Here is a 17,893-nt window from a genome sequence, read left to right as displayed (position 1 = left end):
GGCCTGCTGCTGTGGGGTGGGGTTGCGCTCTATATCCTGCTGGGCCGTCGCCTGAACGAGGTGACGCTGTGGCGGTGGACCATCACGTTCCCGTCCTCCTCCATGGCAGTGGCGCAGACGGTGGTTTCGGCGGCGGAGGTCGCGGCGACGGCGGCCATTGCCTACATCTTCCTCCCCGATGCGCCGGGCCTGGGCTATGGCGTGTTCCTTGCGATCTACATCGCATCCTATACCGCAGGGCTGGTCGCCAGCGTCCCGGGGGGGCTGGGTGTCTTTGACGGGGCGATGATGCTTGCGCTGGGCAGTTACATGCCAAGCACCAGCATCATTACCGCCATCCTGATTTTCCGCCTGTTCTACTACATCATCCCGCTGTTCCTTGCGGGGGTGATGTTCGCGGGGCATGAACTGTTCCTGCGCGGGGATGCGGTGCTGCTGTCGCGCAAGGCGGGGAAGGACAGCCCCGCGCGCGGGCCGCGCACCGCCCGGCCAAGTGTCGTGATCCGCGAAAGCGAGGCGGATTTTTCCGTCGCCGTGGCGACGGGCGCGGTCTCGCTGTGCGGTGGGGTGCTGATCGCGCTGACCATCCTCGACCCCGAAACGTGGGACAATGCCGCAGGCAGGCTGCATACGCTGTTCGGCATGGCGGGGGATTACCTGCTGTCGCTGATTGGTGTCGCGCTGATCGGGTTGGCCATCGGCCTGTCGCAGCGCGTGACGCTGGCGTGGAAGGTCACGCTGGGCCTGCTGGCGGCGGCGGCGGGACTGACGCTGCTGCGGGGATCGCCCCTTGTCATCCCGGCCCTGATGGCGCTGGTGGCGATCCTGATCGCGCCGTTCCGCAATTCCTATTACCGCCATGCCCGGGTGCTGAGCGAACCGCTCTCCTTTCCCACGATCATGTCGCTGCTGCTGCTGATCGCCTGCGTGATCGTGCTGGCCTGTGCGGGGCCGCATGATGCGCTGGGTGGAAGCTGGTGGGAGATCATGCTGTTCGCGTCCTCCTCCGGCGTCGGGCGCTGGACGATGGGGCTGGCGGTCATGCTGGGGCTGCTGATGATCATGCGCCTGATCCGGCCCGGCCGCATCGCCATCATGCCATGGGATGGCGAGGGGCAGGCGCAGTACCACATGCTTGACCATGCCGTTGACGCGGTGGGTGTCGCGTGGATGCCCTCTGGCCTGATCGTGGGCGCGCGGGGGCAGGCGCTGCTGCCGTTCGTGCGGCGCGGGACGTTCCTGATCGGGCTGGGCGATCCCGCCGGCAATGCGGAGGACTGCGTCTCCGCCATCTGGTGGCTGCGTGACCTTGCGGTGCAGGAGGGACGCCAGCCTGCCTTCTGGTGCGTGGGGTCGATGTTCCTGTCGGTTTACAATGACCTCGGCCTGACGGCATGGCCGCTGCCGGGTCCGGCGCAGGAAGCCCATTCCCCCGGGGTGGAGACATTCTATCTGTGTGCACGTCCGACGGATGCGCGCCTTTTGCAATCGCTCATGCACAACTAGGGGTGGATATGGCGTGGATCAGCGGATAAAGGCATGTCTGTGAACGCGAAGACCGTTTCCCCCCGTGCATGACGGTAGTCCAGCCCGAGAAAAGGCATGAAGTGTGGCCGTTTCCCATGATGTTCTGAGTCATCTGAGCGTGCCCATTGGCCTGACCAGTGCGTCGGGCGCGTTCCTGATGGCGTTCCCGGCCCTGTTTTCCATCGTCAATCCGCTGGGTGCGGCGCTGATCTTCGCGCAGGTCACGGCAGGGCGCAGCAGGGCTGAATGTGTGGCGCTGGCGCGGACCGTGGCGTTCTATTCCGCCATGCTGATGATCGCCTCCATCTGGATGGGCGGGACGATCCTGTCCTTCTTCGGCATTACGATCGACGCGCTGCGCATCGCGGGTGGCCTGGTGGTGGCGGTGCGGGCGTGGTCGCTGTTGCAGGCGCCCGAAACCGAGGAGGCGCGCAAGCAGGCACAGGCCAGTCAGGGCGGCCTGAGCGCCACGCGGACCAACGGGATGGAACTGGCGTTCTTTCCGCTGACGATGCCCTTTACCGTCGGGCCGGGCACCATTGCCGTGGCCATTGCGCTGAGTTCCGAAGGATCGACCGGCGTCAGCACGGTTATGTTCTATGGCATCCTGTCCGCCGCGGCGCTGGCGGTGGCGTGCATCATCTGGATCGCCTATGCCTATGCCGAGCAGTTGATGAAGCTGCTGGGGACGACCGGGACGCGCATTGTCTCACGCCTTGTGGCGCTGATCCTGCTGTCGATCGGGGTGCAGATCCTGATTTCGGGCGTGCAGGGGGTCGTCATGTCGATGGCGCGCAATGTCGTGCAACTGACGCACTGACAAAAACAGGGAACAAAAGTTTCTGGTGAAGCTTTTTCCAGAAAGCTTCGAAAGACGCAGCATTTTTTGAGAAAAGTCAGCCCCTCGCCGCTACAGCAGCGCATGCACGGCCCTGCGCAGGGCAGGCAGGACTTCCTCCCCAAACCATGGGCTGCGGCGTTCCCATGCGCCGGTCCGCCATGACGGGTGTGGCAGGGGAAAATATTGCGGCAGGAAATCGCGGTAATGCCGTACGCGGTCCTCCACCTTGCCCGGCCCCAGCACATAATTCTGCGCATAGGATCCGACAAGCAGCGTCAGGCGGATATCGGGCATCAGCGCCAGGACCCGGTCGCGCCATAACGGGGCACATTCCCGGCGCGGGGGCCTGTCGCCTCCCTTTGGCATACGGCCGGGATAGCACATGCCCATCGGCATGATGGCGATGCGTGTGGAGTCGTAGAAAGTCGCGCGGTCGATCCCCAGCCAGCCACGCAACCGGTCGCCAGAGGCATCATTGAAGGACTGTCCCGTTTCATGCACGCGCGTGCCGGGGGCCTGGCTGGCAATCAGGATGCGCGCGGTGGGGGAGACATGCAGCACGGGACGCGGGCCAAGCGGCAGGACAGCGGCACATGCGGTACAGGCGCGGATGTCGCGCACCAGTTGTTCCAGCGCCTGCGCCCCGGCGTCGGCGCTGCGTGGCGGGGTGGGCGGGGGCTTCATGACCCGGTGATCTCGCGCACCCATCGGGGCACGGTTTTCGTGGCGGGGCCAAGCACTGTCTGGTCGAACAGGTCGGTCCCGGCGGAACGCTCCATGTTGAATTCCATTGTGTCGGCATGCGTGCGGGCCAGTTGCACAAATCCCGCCGCGGGATAGACCACGCCCGACGTGCCGATGGCCACGAACAGGTCACACGCCTGCAATGCCGCCTCGATCCGGGCCATGTGATAGGGGATTTCCCCGAACCAGACGACATCGGGCCGCAGCGTGGGACGATGGCAGTGCGGGCATGGGGTCTGGGGCAGGCAGTCGCCATGCCATGCTGGCGTGGCCCCGCAGGACGTGCAGCGCACCCGCATCAGTTCCCCGTGCATGTGCACGACATTGCGGCTGCCCGCGCGTTCATGCAGGTCGTCGATGTTCTGCGTGACAATCAGGATCTCGCCATCCCACGTTCCCGTGGCGGCACATTCCTCCATATGAGCCAGCGCCCTGTGGGCCGCATTGGGCTGCACATCGGCAAGCTCGGCGCGCAACCCGTTATAGAACCGGTCCACCCGCAGGGGATCACGTGCAAATCCTTCGGGGGTGCAGATGTCGGAAATCCGTTCGTGGTTCCACAGCCCGTCTTCCCCCCGAAAGGTCTGGAGGCCTGATTCCTGGCTTATTCCTGCGCCAGTCAGGACAACGATGCGCTGCATGGGGCTTTCCCTGTCTTCGTGACTGTCTGTGGGCGCAGTGTGGACGATTGGCGCGCATAAGAAAACCGCCGCAGACAATGTCTGCGGCGGTCCCTGATAGTCACGACCGGTATGAAACCAGTCAGCCTTACTGCGCGTTGTCTGCGCCGGTGTGCGTCTGCGGTGCAAACGTCCAGCCATGGCCATAAGGCTGCGGCTGGAAGACAAGCCATCCGCTGCTGGTGGAGTTCCAGCCCGCGCTGGAGACCGGGGCCCCCGTGTCGCGCAGCTTGGTAACGTCGGCGGCAGTGACGGTGCCCTGCGCCTTGTTGCCCCAGCTGGTGCGGATGAAGTTGACGACGTCCGCGATCTGCTGAGCCGACAGCGACTTGCTGTAACCCGGCATCGCCACGGCGGACGGTGCCCAGTTGCTCGGCGGCAGGACGCCACCATGCGTAATCACGTTCACCAGCGAGGTCGGGTCGTCGGTCACGACAACCGGGTTGCCAGCCAGCGGCGGGAACATGCGCGGCACGCCACCACCGTCGTTACGGTGACAGATGGCGCATTCCTTGACGTAGGTATCGGCGCCCGGAATGCTGGAGATGTTACCCGAAGCCAGTGTGTTCGCCGTTGTCGCGTCATAGCTGTAGGGGGCCTGTGACGGCGGAACCGGCGGCAGGCTCTTCAGGTATTTCGCGATGGCGTGCAGGTCGTCGTCGGTGAAGTACTGCGTGCTCCACGCCACGACATCGCCCATGCCGCCGAAGACAGCCGAATGATCGATACGGCCGGACTTCAGGAACAGGTAGATGTCATCCTCGGACCAGCGTCCCAGACCCACGTTCGGGTCGTTACGCAGGCTCGGGGCGACCCAGTTGTCGATCGGTGCGCCACCGGCCAGGAAGTCAGGACCACCCGAAGCGTCCAGGGCCTTTTCCTGCATGGCGAAGCCACGCGGGGTATGACACGCACCGCAATGCCCGGCGCCCGTCACGAGATATTCACCCCGTGCGACCTCAGGATCCGTACCGGGAGCCGGCGTGAAATCCTTGGGCGAGGGAGAGAACATCATGCGCCAGATCGACAGCGGCCAGCGCATGGACATCGGCCACGAAATCTCGGGCTGCTTGTCCGGCTGTGCCACCGGCTTCACGCCATGCATGAAGTATGCATACAGCGCACGGGTATCTTCCTTCGTCATGCGGGAGAAGGAAGGATAGGGCATCGCCGGATACAGCGTGGAACCATCCTTGCGGATGCCATGACGAACGGCTTCGTCAAATTCCTCGTAGGTGTAGCGGCCGATACCATATGTGGGATCGGGGGTAATGTTGGTCGAGTAGATCGTCCCGATCGGGCTCTTGATTTCAAGCCCGCCGGCATACGCCGTTCCATGCAGGGCCGTGTGACATGCCACGCAGTCACCCAGCCTTGCGACATATGCCCCCTTCTGGACCAGCTCGGCATCGGGCGTCTGCGCCAATGCCGTGCCAGCCAGCAGACTAAGCGCTGCCGCGCCGAAAGTCACCTTAAGCCTGTTGATCATTATGTTCACCATCATGCGTCGCGTTGATGCGAAAAATTAAGAAAAGCGGGTTTACGGCAGCTGCTCGGGGATACCGGCTGCGTTCTTCCGCGCATCAACTTCCCGCTGGTAGGTTTCGTTCGCACGCTTGATCAGGTACTGGCGAATATCCTCGATCTCGTTCGGGTTCATGTTGCCGTCGAAGCGATCCATGCCGTAAGCGGTCAGCGCACCGCGACCAACGACGTTGTAGAACGCATCGGTGTGGCGGATGGAACCGGACCAGCGCAGATCAGGCAGCACGCCCGCGCCTTCGGCGTTATCGCCATGGCAGGCCGCGCAATAGGTCTGGAACTGGAAGTAGCCGTTATCGGTGCGGCTCGCATCGAACTTCTCAGGCGGCTTGACGGGCAGGAAGCCCTGGTCGTTCTGCTTGGGCATCGGACCAGCCTTGCCATCGAGCGAGAAGGCAATCACGTGGGAATGGTTGACCGTCCAGCCACTGGTGCGCGCAAGGCCACCCAGGAAGAACGGATAGATGCCGCCCCAACCCACTTCAACCGCAACATACTGCTTGCCCTTGGCAAGGTAGGTCACAGGCGGAGCGATGATGCCGCTGTCCGCTGCGAAGTGGAACAGGTCCGTGCCGTTGGTGGCGTCATAGGCGTGGAATTCACCATTCGCCAGACCCTGGAACAGCAGGTCACCACCGGTCGCCAGGATACCACCGTTCCACGGGCCCTTGTGGTCAACACGCCATGCTTCGGCCTGCTTCTGCGGATCCCATGCAACGATCCAGCCCTTCAGGTCCTTCACGAAGGCAGCCTTCGCTTCGGGGGAGTCGGGGATGCCGACCTTGTTCATGTCAAGGCCAAGGTTCCAACTGTCAGGATGCGCAAGGAAGCCACCCTTCTGGTTGGTGTACAGGAACGGAACCTGCTGCGCCGGGATGTAGACCAGACCCGTCTTGGGGCTGAAGGCCATCGCGGCGAAGTTGTGGCCACCAAGGTCGCCCGGAATGCCGTACCAGTCCTTGCCCGTAAGCGTATACAGCGCGTCGGGGTTGTAGATCGGACGACCCGTCTTCGGATCAAGGCCGCTGGCCCAGTTCACATAGACGTAGTTCTTGCCGGAGATGAACTCACCGGTCTTGGCGTCGATGATGTAGAAGAAGCCGTTCTTCGGCGCATGGACGATGACGTGACGGGTTTCACCGTTGATCGGCAGGTCAAGCGTCATGATCTGCTGGACCGAGGTGAAGTCCCACTGGTCCATCGGCGTTTCCTGGAAATGCCAGACATATTCGCCGGTTTCAGGCTTCAGCGCGACGATGCTGCCCAGGAACAGGTTGTCGCCCTTGCCTTCGGAACGGTACTTGTAGTTCCAGGGGGAGCCGTTACCCACGCCCAGGTAGACCAGGTCGGTCACGGGGTCATAGACAAGGGAATCCCACACGGTGCCGCCGCCACCCTGGCGGGTCCAGGCGCCGGTCGGGCTCCAGGTCTGGTAGGCCTTGTTCATCAGCACGCTGTCGGATGCTGCGTGATCAGGCTCGTTCTTGGGGTTGGGAACCGTGAAGAAGCGCCAGTCAACCTTGCCGGTTTCCGCGTCGAACGCGGTGACAAAGCCACGGGCACCGAATTCGGAACCACCGTTACCGATGATCACGCGGCCCTTGGCGATGCGCGGGGCACCGTCAACCGTATAGGAACGCTGCTTGCCGAGTTCGGCATCGGGGGGAATGGTGTTCACGCTCCAGACCAGCTTGCCGGTCTTGGCATCCAGCGCGATCAGGCGGCCATCGAACGTGCCGAAATAGACCTTGCCATTCCAGTACGCCGCACCGCGGTTGACGGTGTCGCAGCAGCCCTTGTCGGCGATGTTGCCGGGCACGCGCGGGTCATAGGACCACAGCAGCTTGCCGGTGGCGGCGTCGATCGCCTTCATCATGCTCCAGTTGGTGGTGGCGTACATGACGCCATCGACAACCAGCGGCGTGCCTTCCTGGCCACGGTTGGTATCAAGGTCGAGATACCAGGCCAGCTTGAGGTTTCCGACATTGGAACGGTTGATCTGATCCAGCGGGCTATAGCGCTGTTCAGAATATGTGCGACCATAGGTCATCCAGTCGCCGGGATGGTCATCCGCATGGATGATCGCCTCGCCCGTCTGGCCCTGACCCTCATCAGCGGAAAATGCCATGTTGGCGTAGCCGGAGACGAGAGCCGCACATATCGTTCCGGCTGTAAGCGTTCTGCTCAGAGAACGTCTTTTTCCGAAAACGGCAGAAATCATATGTGATGTCCTCAGAAAACTAACGGTTTCGAATTCGGGACGCCGCCGCTGCAACTTTCCGCCGCAGGAGGCTTTTCATTTCAAGGGGCAGGAGCGGAGCCACAAATCCGGCTCCAGTCACTACACGTCCCCAAGGGATTGAAAAACCGGCCTTCGACAGGGAGAAAAAGCAGGTAGTCCGTTTCATCCGAACATACCGGCGGGATTACATACGTCTTCTGACATTTTAGTGTTCATGATCACTAAGTTGTGAACAAGGTGTCGTATAAGCAATGATTCGCACAAGATGACCTGCGTGTAATCTTTTGAAATGTTCCTGTTTTTAAAGGATATTTTCCCTTCTGGCCGCAGGTGGCAGGTCATGTGCCGGTAACTTTATATGCCACATATGCATTTCATATATTCGTAAAATATGTGACCAGGCGGTATCGAACGGGCACTTGTTTCGAAAGTGATGCAACCCTGCGTCAGGGACTCAGGGTGTAATCCTCCAGCACCTCATAGACGGGAGACTCCTTGCCCCGTAGCGAACTGTAGAGGGAGAAGGCCTCGATGGTGGTCGCCGCGCCATCGGCCAGGCCATGACGCCCCAGCCATGGCGCCAGTCGCGCCGGGTCAGGATGGGGGATGGAGCCAAGGGTGATGTGTGGCACGAACCGCCGCCGCCGGTCATCGAGCCCGACACGCCGCATGGCGGTATCCACCTTGCGCTGGAGATGGAGGAGGGATTCGTTCCGGACGACTCCCATCCACAGCGTCGCGGGTGCCGCGGGGCGTTCGAACAGGCCCGGCCCATCGGCAAGCAGGTCGAAGGATGGCGCACGGATGGCCGAGAGCGCGTGGTGGATGTCCTCCATCAGGTGCCGGTCCGTGACCTCCCCGATGAAGCGCAGCGTGAGGTGGTAGGTTTCCGGCGGCACCCAGTTCACTTCGGCAAGGCTGCCGCGCAGCTCCGCCAGGCGTGCTGAAAGGGGGTGGGGGATTCCGAGGGCAATGAAAAGTCTCATCAGGCGGACCAGTCAGGCAGATGGGGTGGAAGATGCCAGCCGCGGGGTGACGTGCGGGAGTATTGCCCCGTCTGCCGGGCCAGATGATGTCAGGCTGTACTATATACTAATGTACGTATCTATGACGCAGTGGCCTTTGCCGGGTATCATGTCCGGGCAGGGGGCATGTGTTGCCATCTTTTAATGTGTTGGCCACGCGAACGTTCTTGAAGCCTCTATAGGATGCCCCACATTCAGGGATGACGCGTTCGCACGACGTGAATGAAGGAAACTTGAAATGGCTTTTGGCCCGGATTCGCGAACTTTTGCCAGACCTACGGCAAATGGTGCCGCCAGTTCCATCGACATGGGACTGCGGACCTATATGTTGCGCGTTTATAACTGGATGACTTCGGGGCTGGTGCTGACGGGGCTGGTTGCCTACCTGATCGCACACAATGCCGCGTTGCAGTCCGTGTTCTATCAGGCGGTGCAGACGCCCGGGGGCGATATCTTCCGCCCGACCGGACTGGGCATGCTGGCGATGATCGCCCCGCTGGGATTCGTCCTGGTGATGTCCTTTGGCGTGACGCGCCTGTCGCTGCAGGCGGTGCAGGCGCTGTTCTGGCTGTTCTGCGGGGTGATGGGCTGCAGTCTGGCCAACATCTTCCTTGTGTTCACCGGGGTGTCGATTACGCGGGTGTTCTTCATCACGGCGGCGACCTTCGCCACGATGTCCATCTGGGGCTACACCACGCGCGCCGACCTGACCCGCTTTGGCTCGTTCCTGATGATGGGACTGTTCGGTCTGGTGATCGCCGGACTCGTGAACCTGTTCCTGCACAGCCCGGCCGTCTATTTCATCTACAGCGTGGTTGGCGTGCTGCTGTTCATCGGGCTGACCATGTTCGATACGCAGCGCATCAAGTTCAACTACCAGCAGTTCGCGGCCTATGAAGGGCCGGATATGGCGGCCCGCCGCGCGGTCTATGACGCGCTGGACCTGTATCTCAACTTCATCAACCTGTTCCAGTTCCTGCTGCAGTTCATGGGTGTGCGTAACAACAACAACGACTGAAGATGCTTCACATGCTCCCGGCCTGTTCCTGCGGGCCATGTCGGGAATGGATATGAAAGACTCAGGCAGATCAGCCCGTCACGAAAGTGGCGGGCTTTTTTCATGTCGTGGCCCGATATGGGCGAAGTACGAACACAATGGGAACATTTCAGGGCGTTATGGAACAAACGTTGTTCGAAATAAGACTTATTCATTATGAGAAACAGTTAGTTGACAAGAGTGTGATGCACGAGAGAAACGGTTAATGCATTGTTTTTATGTAAAAAAATAAGATATTCCCCCATCTTTGAAATCTATTGAAATATTATGTGAAGACTTGCTTATGGAGGGGTTCAGGTCGGATAACCCTTGAATAGAGAAAACATATGAAAGGGAATACGGCACGAAAAAGGTACGCTTCAAGACACAGGACGGCATCGCGATTACCGGTCCGATCTGCCCTGATAGAAACCAGGATTGATATCTGATGGGCTGGATTGATCGAAATCATGGTCAGCCGGTCGGCAACCAACTCATGACAGATGCAAACCGAAAAAAACCATATGTTTGATTTTCGGGAGTTGACGAAGGCGCGATGTCGCTGTTGTGGGACGTTGTTGCCTGCACGAATGCAGATGCATGGCCCGTGGCGTGCGTATAACGTGACCGTTGTTGTTAGTGCCCGTGGATGAAGCGAGGATGTGAGCGAAATAGGGTGATGTCGAAACCAACGAGGCGTGAGATGAAGAAAAAAATCTTGCCAAGATTATCGAAATTAATGTGCTTGTCCTCCGCAGCCCTCCTGGCGGGATGCGATTGGGATACGCTGAACCCCAAGGGTGTGATCGGGGTCCAGGAAAAAAGCCTGATCCTGACCTCCACCGTAGCGATGCTGCTGGTGGTCATTCCGGTATGTATCCTGACGCTGTGGTTTGCCTGGCATTACCGCCAGTCCAACACCTCGGCCGAGTACCTGCCGAAATGGTCGCATTCCAACAAGATCGAGGTGGTCATCTGGGCCGTTCCCAGCCTGATCATCCTGTTCCTGGCTGTGCTGACCTACCAGACCTGCCATTCGCTTGACCCGTACAAGCCGCTTGAGGCCGAAGCGAACGTCAAGCCGATCCACGTCGAAGTGGTGGCCCTGGACTGGAAGTGGCTCTTTATCTATCCGGATGAGGGGATCGCCACGGTCAACCAGATGGCAATGCCGGTGAATACGCCGGTTGATTTCCGGATTACCTCTGATTCCGTGATGAACTCGTTCTTCATCCCGCAGCTTGGCACCATGATCTACGCCATGGCGGGCATGCAGACGCAGCTTCACCTGATTGCAAACGAAGCTGGCGATTTCCAGGGTGAATCCTCTAACTTTAGTGGCCGCGGCTTCTCCGACATGCGTTTCCGTGCGCTGGCAATGCCGGCGGACCAGTACAGCGCGTGGGTGGAAAAGGTGAAGGCTTCGTCCGAGCAGCTGGACAGCGCAAGCTATCCCAAGCTGGCCGCCCCGAGCGAGGCGAACCCGGTCGAGTACTTCTCGCATGTCGATGCGACTCTGTTTGACGATATCGTTGCCAAGTACAACAACGGCATGGTCATGGATAAGAGCACCGGCAAGATGCTGCACATGCAGCAGTCCGCAATGTCCGACATGAATATGAAGGAATAGGACAGATGTTAGGAAAATTAACCTGGTCGGCCATTCCTATCGATGTGCCGATCCTTGTAGGGACCTTCATTGGTGCCGCGATCGCGGGACTGGCCGTTCTGGGTCTGATCACCTATTACGGCAAATGGGGTTACCTGTGGCGTGAGTGGCTGACCTCGGTCGATCACAAGCGTATTGGTGTCATGTATATCGTGGTCGCGCTCGTTGCGCTGTTCCGCGGTTTTGCCGACGCCATCATGATGCGTTCACAGCTTGCGCTGGCCTATGCCGGGAACCCCGGTTACCTGCCGCCGCACCACTATGACCAGATCTTCTCCGCCCACGGCACCATCATGATCTTCTTCATGGCCATGGCGTTCATGCAGGGTCTGATGAACATCGTGGTTCCGCTGCAGATCGGTGCGCGCGACGTTGCCTTCCCCTTCGTGAACACGCTGAGCTTCTGGATGACGACCATCAGCTTCCTGCTGGTCAACGTCTCCCTGTTCATCGGTGAGTTCTCGCAGTGCGGCTGGCTGGCGTATCCCCCGCTGTCCGAACAGCAGTTCAGCCCCGGCGTCGGTGTTGACTACTACATCTGGGCGGTTCAGCTGTCGGGTGTCGGCACGCTGCTGACGGGTGTGAACTTCTTCGCGACGATCGTGAAGATGCGTGCGCCTGGCATGGACTACATGCGGATGCCGGTGTTCACCTGGACCATCTTCTGCACGACCGTGCTGATCATGGTGGCCTTCCCGATCCTGACCGTTGCGATGGGTCTGCTGGGTCTTGACCGTTACCTGGGCATGCACTTCTTCACCAATGACGGCGGCGGCAACCAGATGCTCTATCTGAGCGTGATCTGGGGCTGGGGCCATCCCGAAGTGTACATCCTGGTGCTGCCTGCCTTCGGTGCCTTCTCCGAAATCACCCAGACCTTCTCCCGCAAGCCGCTGTTCGGCTACAAGACGATGGTGTACGCCACGGCCTCCATCATGGTCCTGTCGCTGGTTGTGTGGGTTCACCACTTCTTCACCATGGGTGCCGGCCCGAACGTCAACGCGTTCTTTGGCATCATGACCATGATCATCGCGGTCCCGACGGGCGTGAAGATCTTCAACTGGCTGTTCACCATGTATAAGGGCCGCGTCGAATTCCACGCGACCATGTACTGGGTCATCGGCTTCATGATCACCTTCTCCATCGGTGGCATGACCGGCGTTATGCTTGCGATCCCGGCTTCGGACTTCGTGCTGCATAACAGTCTGTTCGTTATCGCCCACTTCCATAACGTGATTATTGGTGGTGTGTATTTCGGCTACGTCGCGGCGATGAACTTCTGGTTCCCCAAGGCTTTCGGCTTCAAGCTGAACGAAGCGTGGGGCAAGCGGGCGTTCTGGTTCTGGTTCGTTGGCTTCTACTTCGCGTTCATGCCGCTGTATGTCCTGGGCTTCGAGGGCATGACCCGTCGTATGAACCACTACGACAACCCCGAATGGCATCCCTGGCTGCTGATCGCGGAATTCGGTGCGGTCCTGATCGCCCTGGGTATCGTGTGCCAGCTGACGCAGCTGTATGTTTCGATCCGTGATCGCAACCTGGCTGAAAACCGTGACATGACGGGCGATCCCTGGAACGCTCGTACGCTGGAATGGTCCACGTCTTCGCCCCCGCCGTTCTACAACTTCGCGGTTCTGCCGGTTGTTCATGAACTCGATGCGTTTGCCCACGACAAGGAAGCCGGTATCGACACGCGTTGCGCGGGTGCTGATTACCAGCCCATCCATATGCCGAAGAATACGGCCTGTGGTTTCCTTATCGGTGCGTTCAGCTTCATCCTTGGCTTTGCTGCCGTGTGGTGGATCTGGTGGCTGGCTGCTGTTGGTCTGATTGGTGTCATCGCTACGGTGATCGCACGTTCGTCCGACAACGATGTCGACTACTATGTGCCGGTCTCCGAGGTTGCCCGTATTGAAAACGAGCACACTCACAAACTTATGGCAGCACAGGCAGCAGAATAATGGCGCAAAATATTACTGCTGATGCGGCCCACGCCCACGAAGAACACCACGAATCTCCCGTGGTGTTCGGGTTCTGGCTGTATCTGATGACGGACTGCATCATCTTCGGCACGCTGTTTGCTGTGTTCGCGGTGCTGCGGACCCAGTTTAACGGCGGACCGAACGGTCATGAGGTCTTTGAACTGTCGGGTGTGGGAATTGAAACGGCGATCCTGCTGTTCAGCTCCATCACCTACGGTTTCGGCATGATCGCCGCACACGAGAACAAGATCAGCACGATGCGGGTCTGGCTGGGGGTTACCTTCCTGCTGGGCCTGGGCTTCCTGTTCATGGAAATCCGTGAGTTCACTCACATGATTGCCGAAGGCAACGGCCCGGATCGCAGCGCGTTCCTGTCGTCGTTCTTCACGCTGGTTGGCACGCATGGTCTGCATGTCACCTGCGGCCTGCTGTGGATGGCGGTCCTGCTGTTCCAGACGGCTGGCAAGACCGAGCTGAACGAGCGCATGATCGGCAAGCTCACCTGCCTCAGCCTGTTCTGGCACTTTCTGGACATCGTCTGGATCTGTGTCTTCACCTTTGTCTATCTGATGAGTGTGGTCTGATGTCTGATGCACATACATCCGCCTCAGGCGAGAGCCACGGGAGTGTAGGGTCTTACCTCACCGGGTTCGTGATTTCTGTCCTGCTGACGGCTGCGGCTTTCGGCCTGGTGATGGCGCATACGTTCTCACCGTCCGGAACCATGGGGGCGATCACGCTCCTGGCCGTGGTGCAGATCGTCGTTCACCTGATCTTCTTCCTGCACATGAACGGTTCGTCCGAACAGCGCTGGAATGTCATGGCCTTTGCTTTCACGGTCGTGACGGTTCTGATCCTGGTTGGCGGCACGGTCTTCATCATGCACGACACCTCGATCAACATGATGTCGCGCTAAGCGATATCAGCACGGTCCGGATATCCTTCGGGGTATCCGGACAGCGGTTGAAGAAACCATTGGTCGAAAAAAAGGGCCGGCGAGGAAATCCTCGCCGGCCCTTTTTGATGGAACGGTGTTACCGGATCAGTTTTATTTCTGGGGTTCCGGCGACAGCAGTTCAGCCTTGTTGGGCTTGTCCTTCCATTCTTCCGCATCGGCGGGGGGTTCGCCCTTGCGGGTGATGTTGGGCCATACGCCTGCATATTTGGCGTTGATTTCCGCCCATGCGGTGGCGCGGTCGTCGCTGTCGGGGAAAATCGCCTCGGCCGGGCATTCCGGTTCGCACACGCCGCAATCGATGCATTCGTCCGGGCTGATTACCAGGAAGTTTTCACCAGCATAGAAGCAGTCGACGGGGCAGACCTCGACGCAATCCATGAATTTGCAGCGAATGCAGTTTTCGGTGACCACATAGGTCATCGCCTATCTCCGATCATTATTTGCAGGCCAAAGCAGTATATCTTCAGCCAGGGACATGAGATGAGGGCGCCAGCCAGGGCAGAAAACCTCATCCGGAATGGCCGAAGATATGAGAGGGTTTTGCCATTGTGGCAAGTCAAAGACGCCCACAAATGAATAATCCGTGGCGATGTGGGCTATGTGCGATGCTTTTCATCAATTTCTGGAATAACGTCATATAACATCCGTGCAGCAGACGCGCCCTCACGACGACGGGCGAAGCCTGTCACGCGAATGACCATGACGCTGCGCCGGTCGGGCGCGGGCAGTGTCAGGATATCGTCCAGATGCACCTGTGCGTGGGCCTTCACCGTGCGCTGGCGATTGATGCGCACCTGTCCCGCCGCGATGAATTCCGCGCAGTCATTACGACTCCGCGCAAAACGGGCATGCCACAGCCACAGGTCAAGGCGCTGGACCTGTGGGGCGTCTTCCCCCGGTCCGGCCTCCCGTGCCCCCTTGCGGCTCATGACTGACGCACCTTCAGCACGGCCAGGGCCGCAAAGGGATGATCCCCCGCGTCATGTCCGCCACGCGCGGCGGGATGGGGCCTGCGGTTCCCTGCGGGAGGGGCGGCATGTGCCCGCGACGGGACGGTCCGGGGGGGCGTGTGCGCGGGCCTGTGACGCAGGCGTCCCATCAGCATGACGGGGGCAGGGGGACCGAACTGCGCCGGCGGCATCGGGCGCGCCGGGCGGACATGGATGTCCAGACCCTTGAGCACGGCCAGGACCGCGTCACGCCGGATGCTCAGGCGCGAGGCAAGGGCGTTCGACAGCGGCACGGGATGATGCCGGGTCTGCCGTGTGAGTTCGGTGACCAGCTTTTCCGCGATATCGGCGCGGATACGCACCGGCCCCGCGCGCATCCAGCCCATGCGGTCCATGAATGTCGCGGGCAGCAGGTCATGGGGGACGGAAATCACGCTGGCGGCCGGCAGTTCGGGGATGTCCGTCTCCATATGCGCGCAGGTCAGGATGGCGCGCAGGCGCATGCAGCGCGGTTTCATCAGCGCGGGCATGAACAGCGCCAGATGCCCCATGCGGATGCCCAGACGGCCCAGATGCCCGTGCAGGACGCGCGAACGCGCCTCGTCACGGTGCAGTGGGGTGACGCCGCCATCTTCCATCAGGCGATGCACGATTCCGCGCAATGCCGGGTCGTCGGGCACCGCAGCCTGTGCCGCGAACAGCGGGGCCAGCACGTCGCGCACATGGCGCTCCAGCCATTGCTGCAGGCGTTCGCGGATGCGTTCGCGCTGCACATTGTCCAGCAGCGGGTTGTCCAGCACCTCGATCCTTGGATGCAGCAGGTCATGGCCACGGCGCAGGCGGGCGACATTCACGCCCTCCCACATCAGATGCCGCCCGTCCTGCGCAATATCGAAGCAGGAGTCGGGCGCATGGGCCAGCACATGCACGCGGCGCGGGATTTCGGTGCGCACCGCCCGTCGCGCCGCGCGCATCAGCAGGCGGCCATCCGGTGCGTCGATGCCATCGGCCATCAGGTCCAGCCCCGCGATACGCCCGACGGAATGCCCCTCCACCAGCACCTCGCCCTGTGCCGTGACGGCGGACAGCAGGTCGTCCGCGCTGCCTTCATCAAGCCGCCGGATCAGGGTTGCGGCGCGGCGGTCCACGAAACGCGCGGTCAGTTGCGCATGCAGCGCGTCGGACAACTGGTTTTCCGCATCGCGCGTGCGCTCCTGCCAGTATTCGGCATTGCGCAGCCAGTCGGGGCGCGCGGCGACATAGGCGCAGACACGGATGCCCGACAGGCGGTGCATCAGGGAATCGATCGTGCCTTCCGGCCGCAGGAAGGCGGCGATCTGCCCTTCCATCCATGCGGGGGGAACCCGTCCATCGCGGATGACGTGGGAGAAGATTCGCGCGCACAGCCGGATATGGCTGTCATCGCCCAGCTTGCGGAAATCCGGGATCTGGCAGGCTTCCCACAGCAGGCGCGTCGCCGCGCGTGAACGGGCAAGGGTGCGGATTTCGGGGCTGGCGGCAAGGTTTGCCAGCGCGAGCACATCCGACGCCTCGTGCCCCGCCGTCAGTTCGGGCCGTGGCGGGGAGCGCCCGAGACTTGTGAGGAGTGCGTCGGGGCTGGAGAAATCAAGGTCGCTGTTGCGCCATGACAGGCGTGTCAGCGGGTCGAAACGGTGTTCCTCCACCGCTTCGGCGACCTCCTCGGACAGGGGGCGGCACATCCCGGTGGTGCCGAACGTGCCATCGCGCAGGCCACGCCCCGCGCGTCCGGCCACCTGCGCGATTTCCGCCGGAGTCAGGGGGCGCATGCGCGTGCCGTCGAATTTGGACAGGCTGGCGAAGGCGACATGGTTGACGTCCATGTTCAGCCCCATCCCGATCGCATCCGTCGCGACGAGGTAGTCCACCTCCTTGTTCTGGTACAGCGCGACCTGCGCATTGCGCGTGCGCGGGGAGAGTTGCCCCATCACGATCGCGCACCCGCCACGGCGGCGGCGGATCAGTTCGGCAATGGCATAGACCTCGGCCGCGGAGAAGGCGACGATGGCCGAACGTGGCGGCAGGCGTGTCAGCTTGCTCGCCCCCATATGTCCCAGGTGCGACAGGCGGGGACGGTGGTCGATCTCGATTCCCGGCACCAGACGGCGCAGCAGCGGGCGGATGGTGTCGGCGCCAAGGAACATCGTCTCCACCTGCCCGCGCGCATGCAGCAGGCGGTCGGTAAAGATGTGCCCGCGGTCGGGATCGGCGCAGAGCTGGATTTCATCGACCGCGACGAACGCCACCCGGCGGTCGAGGGGCATGGCCTCCACCGTGCACGAAAACCAGCGCGCATCGGGAGGGATGATCTTTTCCTCGCCGGTGATGAGCGCGACCTTGCCCACGCCCTTGCGCGCGACCATGCGGTCATAATTTTCGCGTGCGAGCAGGCGCAGCGGAAAGCCGATGATGCCACTGGCATGCGCCAGCATCCGTTCGATGGCCAGATGCGTCTTTCCGGTGTTGGTGGGGCCGAGTACGGCGCGCACCTGCGCGGAGGACGAAATGCCGGTCGCGCGTCCGGCGGCGGAATGAAGGGGGCCAGCCCCCGTGGGTACACCCGTCATATCCGCATGCTCTGGCGAGTGGCGGGCAAATGCAAGCAAAACCAGCATATCACGCCTGACAGGTTGCATGCCGCGCGTGGCGGACGCACGC

General features: G+C 61.2%; 15 protein-coding genes. 7 read left to right on the top strand and 8 right to left on the bottom strand.

Going from position 1 to position 17,893, the window contains the following annotated elements; all coding sequences use genetic code 11:
- Together HNH97_RS08590 and HNH97_RS08585 are read left to right on the top strand one after the other, a co-directional pair.
- A partial coding sequence (locus HNH97_RS08590) for a lysylphosphatidylglycerol synthase domain-containing protein (protein ID WP_171790601.1) occupies positions 1–1,506 on the top strand: 1,506 nt, incomplete at its 5' end.
- Positions 1,507–1,684: 178 nt separating this feature from the next.
- Positions 1,685–2,347 carry a MarC family protein gene (locus HNH97_RS08585; RefSeq protein WP_227744544.1) on the top strand — a complete coding sequence of 221 codons (663 nt, stop codon included), beginning with the start codon at positions 1,685–1,687 and terminating at the stop codon, positions 2,345–2,347.
- Positions 2,348–2,437: 90 nt separating this feature from the next.
- On the opposite strand, the gene HNH97_RS08580 is transcribed toward HNH97_RS08585, so the two are convergent.
- The 5 genes from HNH97_RS08580 to thpR form a co-directional block, all read right to left on the bottom strand.
- Positions 2,438–3,052: a uracil-DNA glycosylase family protein gene (locus tag HNH97_RS08580; protein ID WP_171790600.1), complete on the bottom strand. Its 615-nt coding sequence runs from the start codon at positions 3,050–3,052 to the stop codon at positions 2,438–2,440.
- A complete protein-coding gene (locus HNH97_RS08575) occupies positions 3,049–3,753 on the bottom strand; it encodes an NAD-dependent deacylase (protein ID WP_171790599.1) in 705 nt (234 codons plus the stop codon). Before HNH97_RS08575 ends, HNH97_RS08580 begins: the two co-directional genes overlap by 4 nt.
- Before the next feature lie 127 nt (positions 3,754–3,880).
- The gene (locus HNH97_RS08570) at positions 3,881–5,281 is read right to left on the bottom strand and encodes a c-type cytochrome (protein WP_171790598.1); all 1,401 of its coding nucleotides are present in this window, start codon (positions 5,279–5,281) and stop codon (positions 3,881–3,883) included.
- Between the two features lie 51 nt (positions 5,282–5,332).
- Complete coding sequence (locus tag HNH97_RS08565; RefSeq protein ID WP_171790597.1) at positions 5,333–7,555, bottom strand: PQQ-dependent dehydrogenase, methanol/ethanol family; 2,223 nt, start codon at positions 7,553–7,555, stop codon at positions 5,333–5,335.
- Positions 7,556–8,022: 467 nt separating this feature from the next.
- Positions 8,023–8,562, bottom strand: a complete 540-nt coding sequence (gene thpR, locus HNH97_RS08560; RefSeq protein WP_110914311.1) for an RNA 2',3'-cyclic phosphodiesterase — start codon at positions 8,560–8,562, stop codon at positions 8,023–8,025.
- A 277-nt stretch (positions 8,563–8,839) separates the two neighbouring features.
- Between thpR and HNH97_RS08555 the strand changes: the two genes are divergently transcribed.
- From HNH97_RS08555 to cyoD, 5 genes are all read left to right on the top strand, one after another.
- Positions 8,840–9,619 carry a Bax inhibitor-1/YccA family protein gene (locus tag HNH97_RS08555; protein ID WP_167400386.1) on the top strand — a complete coding sequence of 260 codons (780 nt, stop codon included), beginning with the start codon at positions 8,840–8,842 and terminating at the stop codon, positions 9,617–9,619.
- A 721-nt stretch (positions 9,620–10,340) separates the two neighbouring features.
- Positions 10,341–11,267, top strand: coding sequence for a ubiquinol oxidase subunit II (cyoA, locus tag HNH97_RS08550; RefSeq protein ID WP_167400022.1), 927 nt, complete (start codon positions 10,341–10,343; stop codon positions 11,265–11,267).
- A 5-nt stretch (positions 11,268–11,272) separates the two neighbouring features.
- Complete coding sequence (gene cyoB / locus HNH97_RS08545; RefSeq protein ID WP_171790596.1) at positions 11,273–13,267, top strand: cytochrome o ubiquinol oxidase subunit I; 1,995 nt, start codon at positions 11,273–11,275, stop codon at positions 13,265–13,267.
- The gene (cyoC, locus tag HNH97_RS08540) at positions 13,267–13,872 is read left to right on the top strand and encodes a cytochrome o ubiquinol oxidase subunit III (RefSeq protein WP_171790595.1); all 606 of its coding nucleotides are present in this window, start codon (positions 13,267–13,269) and stop codon (positions 13,870–13,872) included. Before cyoB ends, cyoC begins: the two co-directional genes overlap by 1 nt.
- Positions 13,872–14,204, top strand: a complete 333-nt coding sequence (gene cyoD, locus HNH97_RS08535; protein WP_110914315.1) for a cytochrome o ubiquinol oxidase subunit IV — start codon at positions 13,872–13,874, stop codon at positions 14,202–14,204. Before cyoC ends, cyoD begins: the two co-directional genes overlap by 1 nt.
- A 132-nt stretch (positions 14,205–14,336) precedes the next feature.
- Here cyoD and fdxA read toward each other — a convergent pair whose 3' ends face one another.
- The 3 genes from fdxA to HNH97_RS08520 all read right to left on the bottom strand — a co-directional run bounded on the left by fdxA (position 14,337) and on the right by HNH97_RS08520 (position 17,802).
- Positions 14,337–14,666 carry a ferredoxin FdxA gene (gene fdxA, locus HNH97_RS08530; RefSeq protein WP_110094041.1) on the bottom strand — a complete coding sequence of 110 codons (330 nt, stop codon included), beginning with the start codon at positions 14,664–14,666 and terminating at the stop codon, positions 14,337–14,339.
- 176 nt (positions 14,667–14,842) lie between these two features.
- Positions 14,843–15,175, bottom strand: coding sequence for a S4 domain-containing protein (locus HNH97_RS08525; RefSeq protein ID WP_171790594.1), 333 nt, complete (start codon positions 15,173–15,175; stop codon positions 14,843–14,845).
- Positions 15,172–17,802 (bottom strand): helicase-related protein, encoded by a 2,631-nt coding sequence (locus HNH97_RS08520; RefSeq protein ID WP_171790593.1) that lies wholly within the window; start codon positions 17,800–17,802, stop codon positions 15,172–15,174. Before HNH97_RS08520 ends, HNH97_RS08525 begins: the two co-directional genes overlap by 4 nt.
- Between the last annotated feature and the right edge of the window lie 91 nt (positions 17,803–17,893).

It is taken from the genome of Gluconacetobacter entanii (assembly GCF_013155425.1).
Taxonomy (GTDB): domain Bacteria; phylum Pseudomonadota; class Alphaproteobacteria; order Acetobacterales; family Acetobacteraceae; genus Novacetimonas; species Novacetimonas entanii.
The sequence above is the reverse complement of the archived record's forward strand: the minus strand, read 5'-3'. Positions and strand labels throughout refer to the sequence as shown.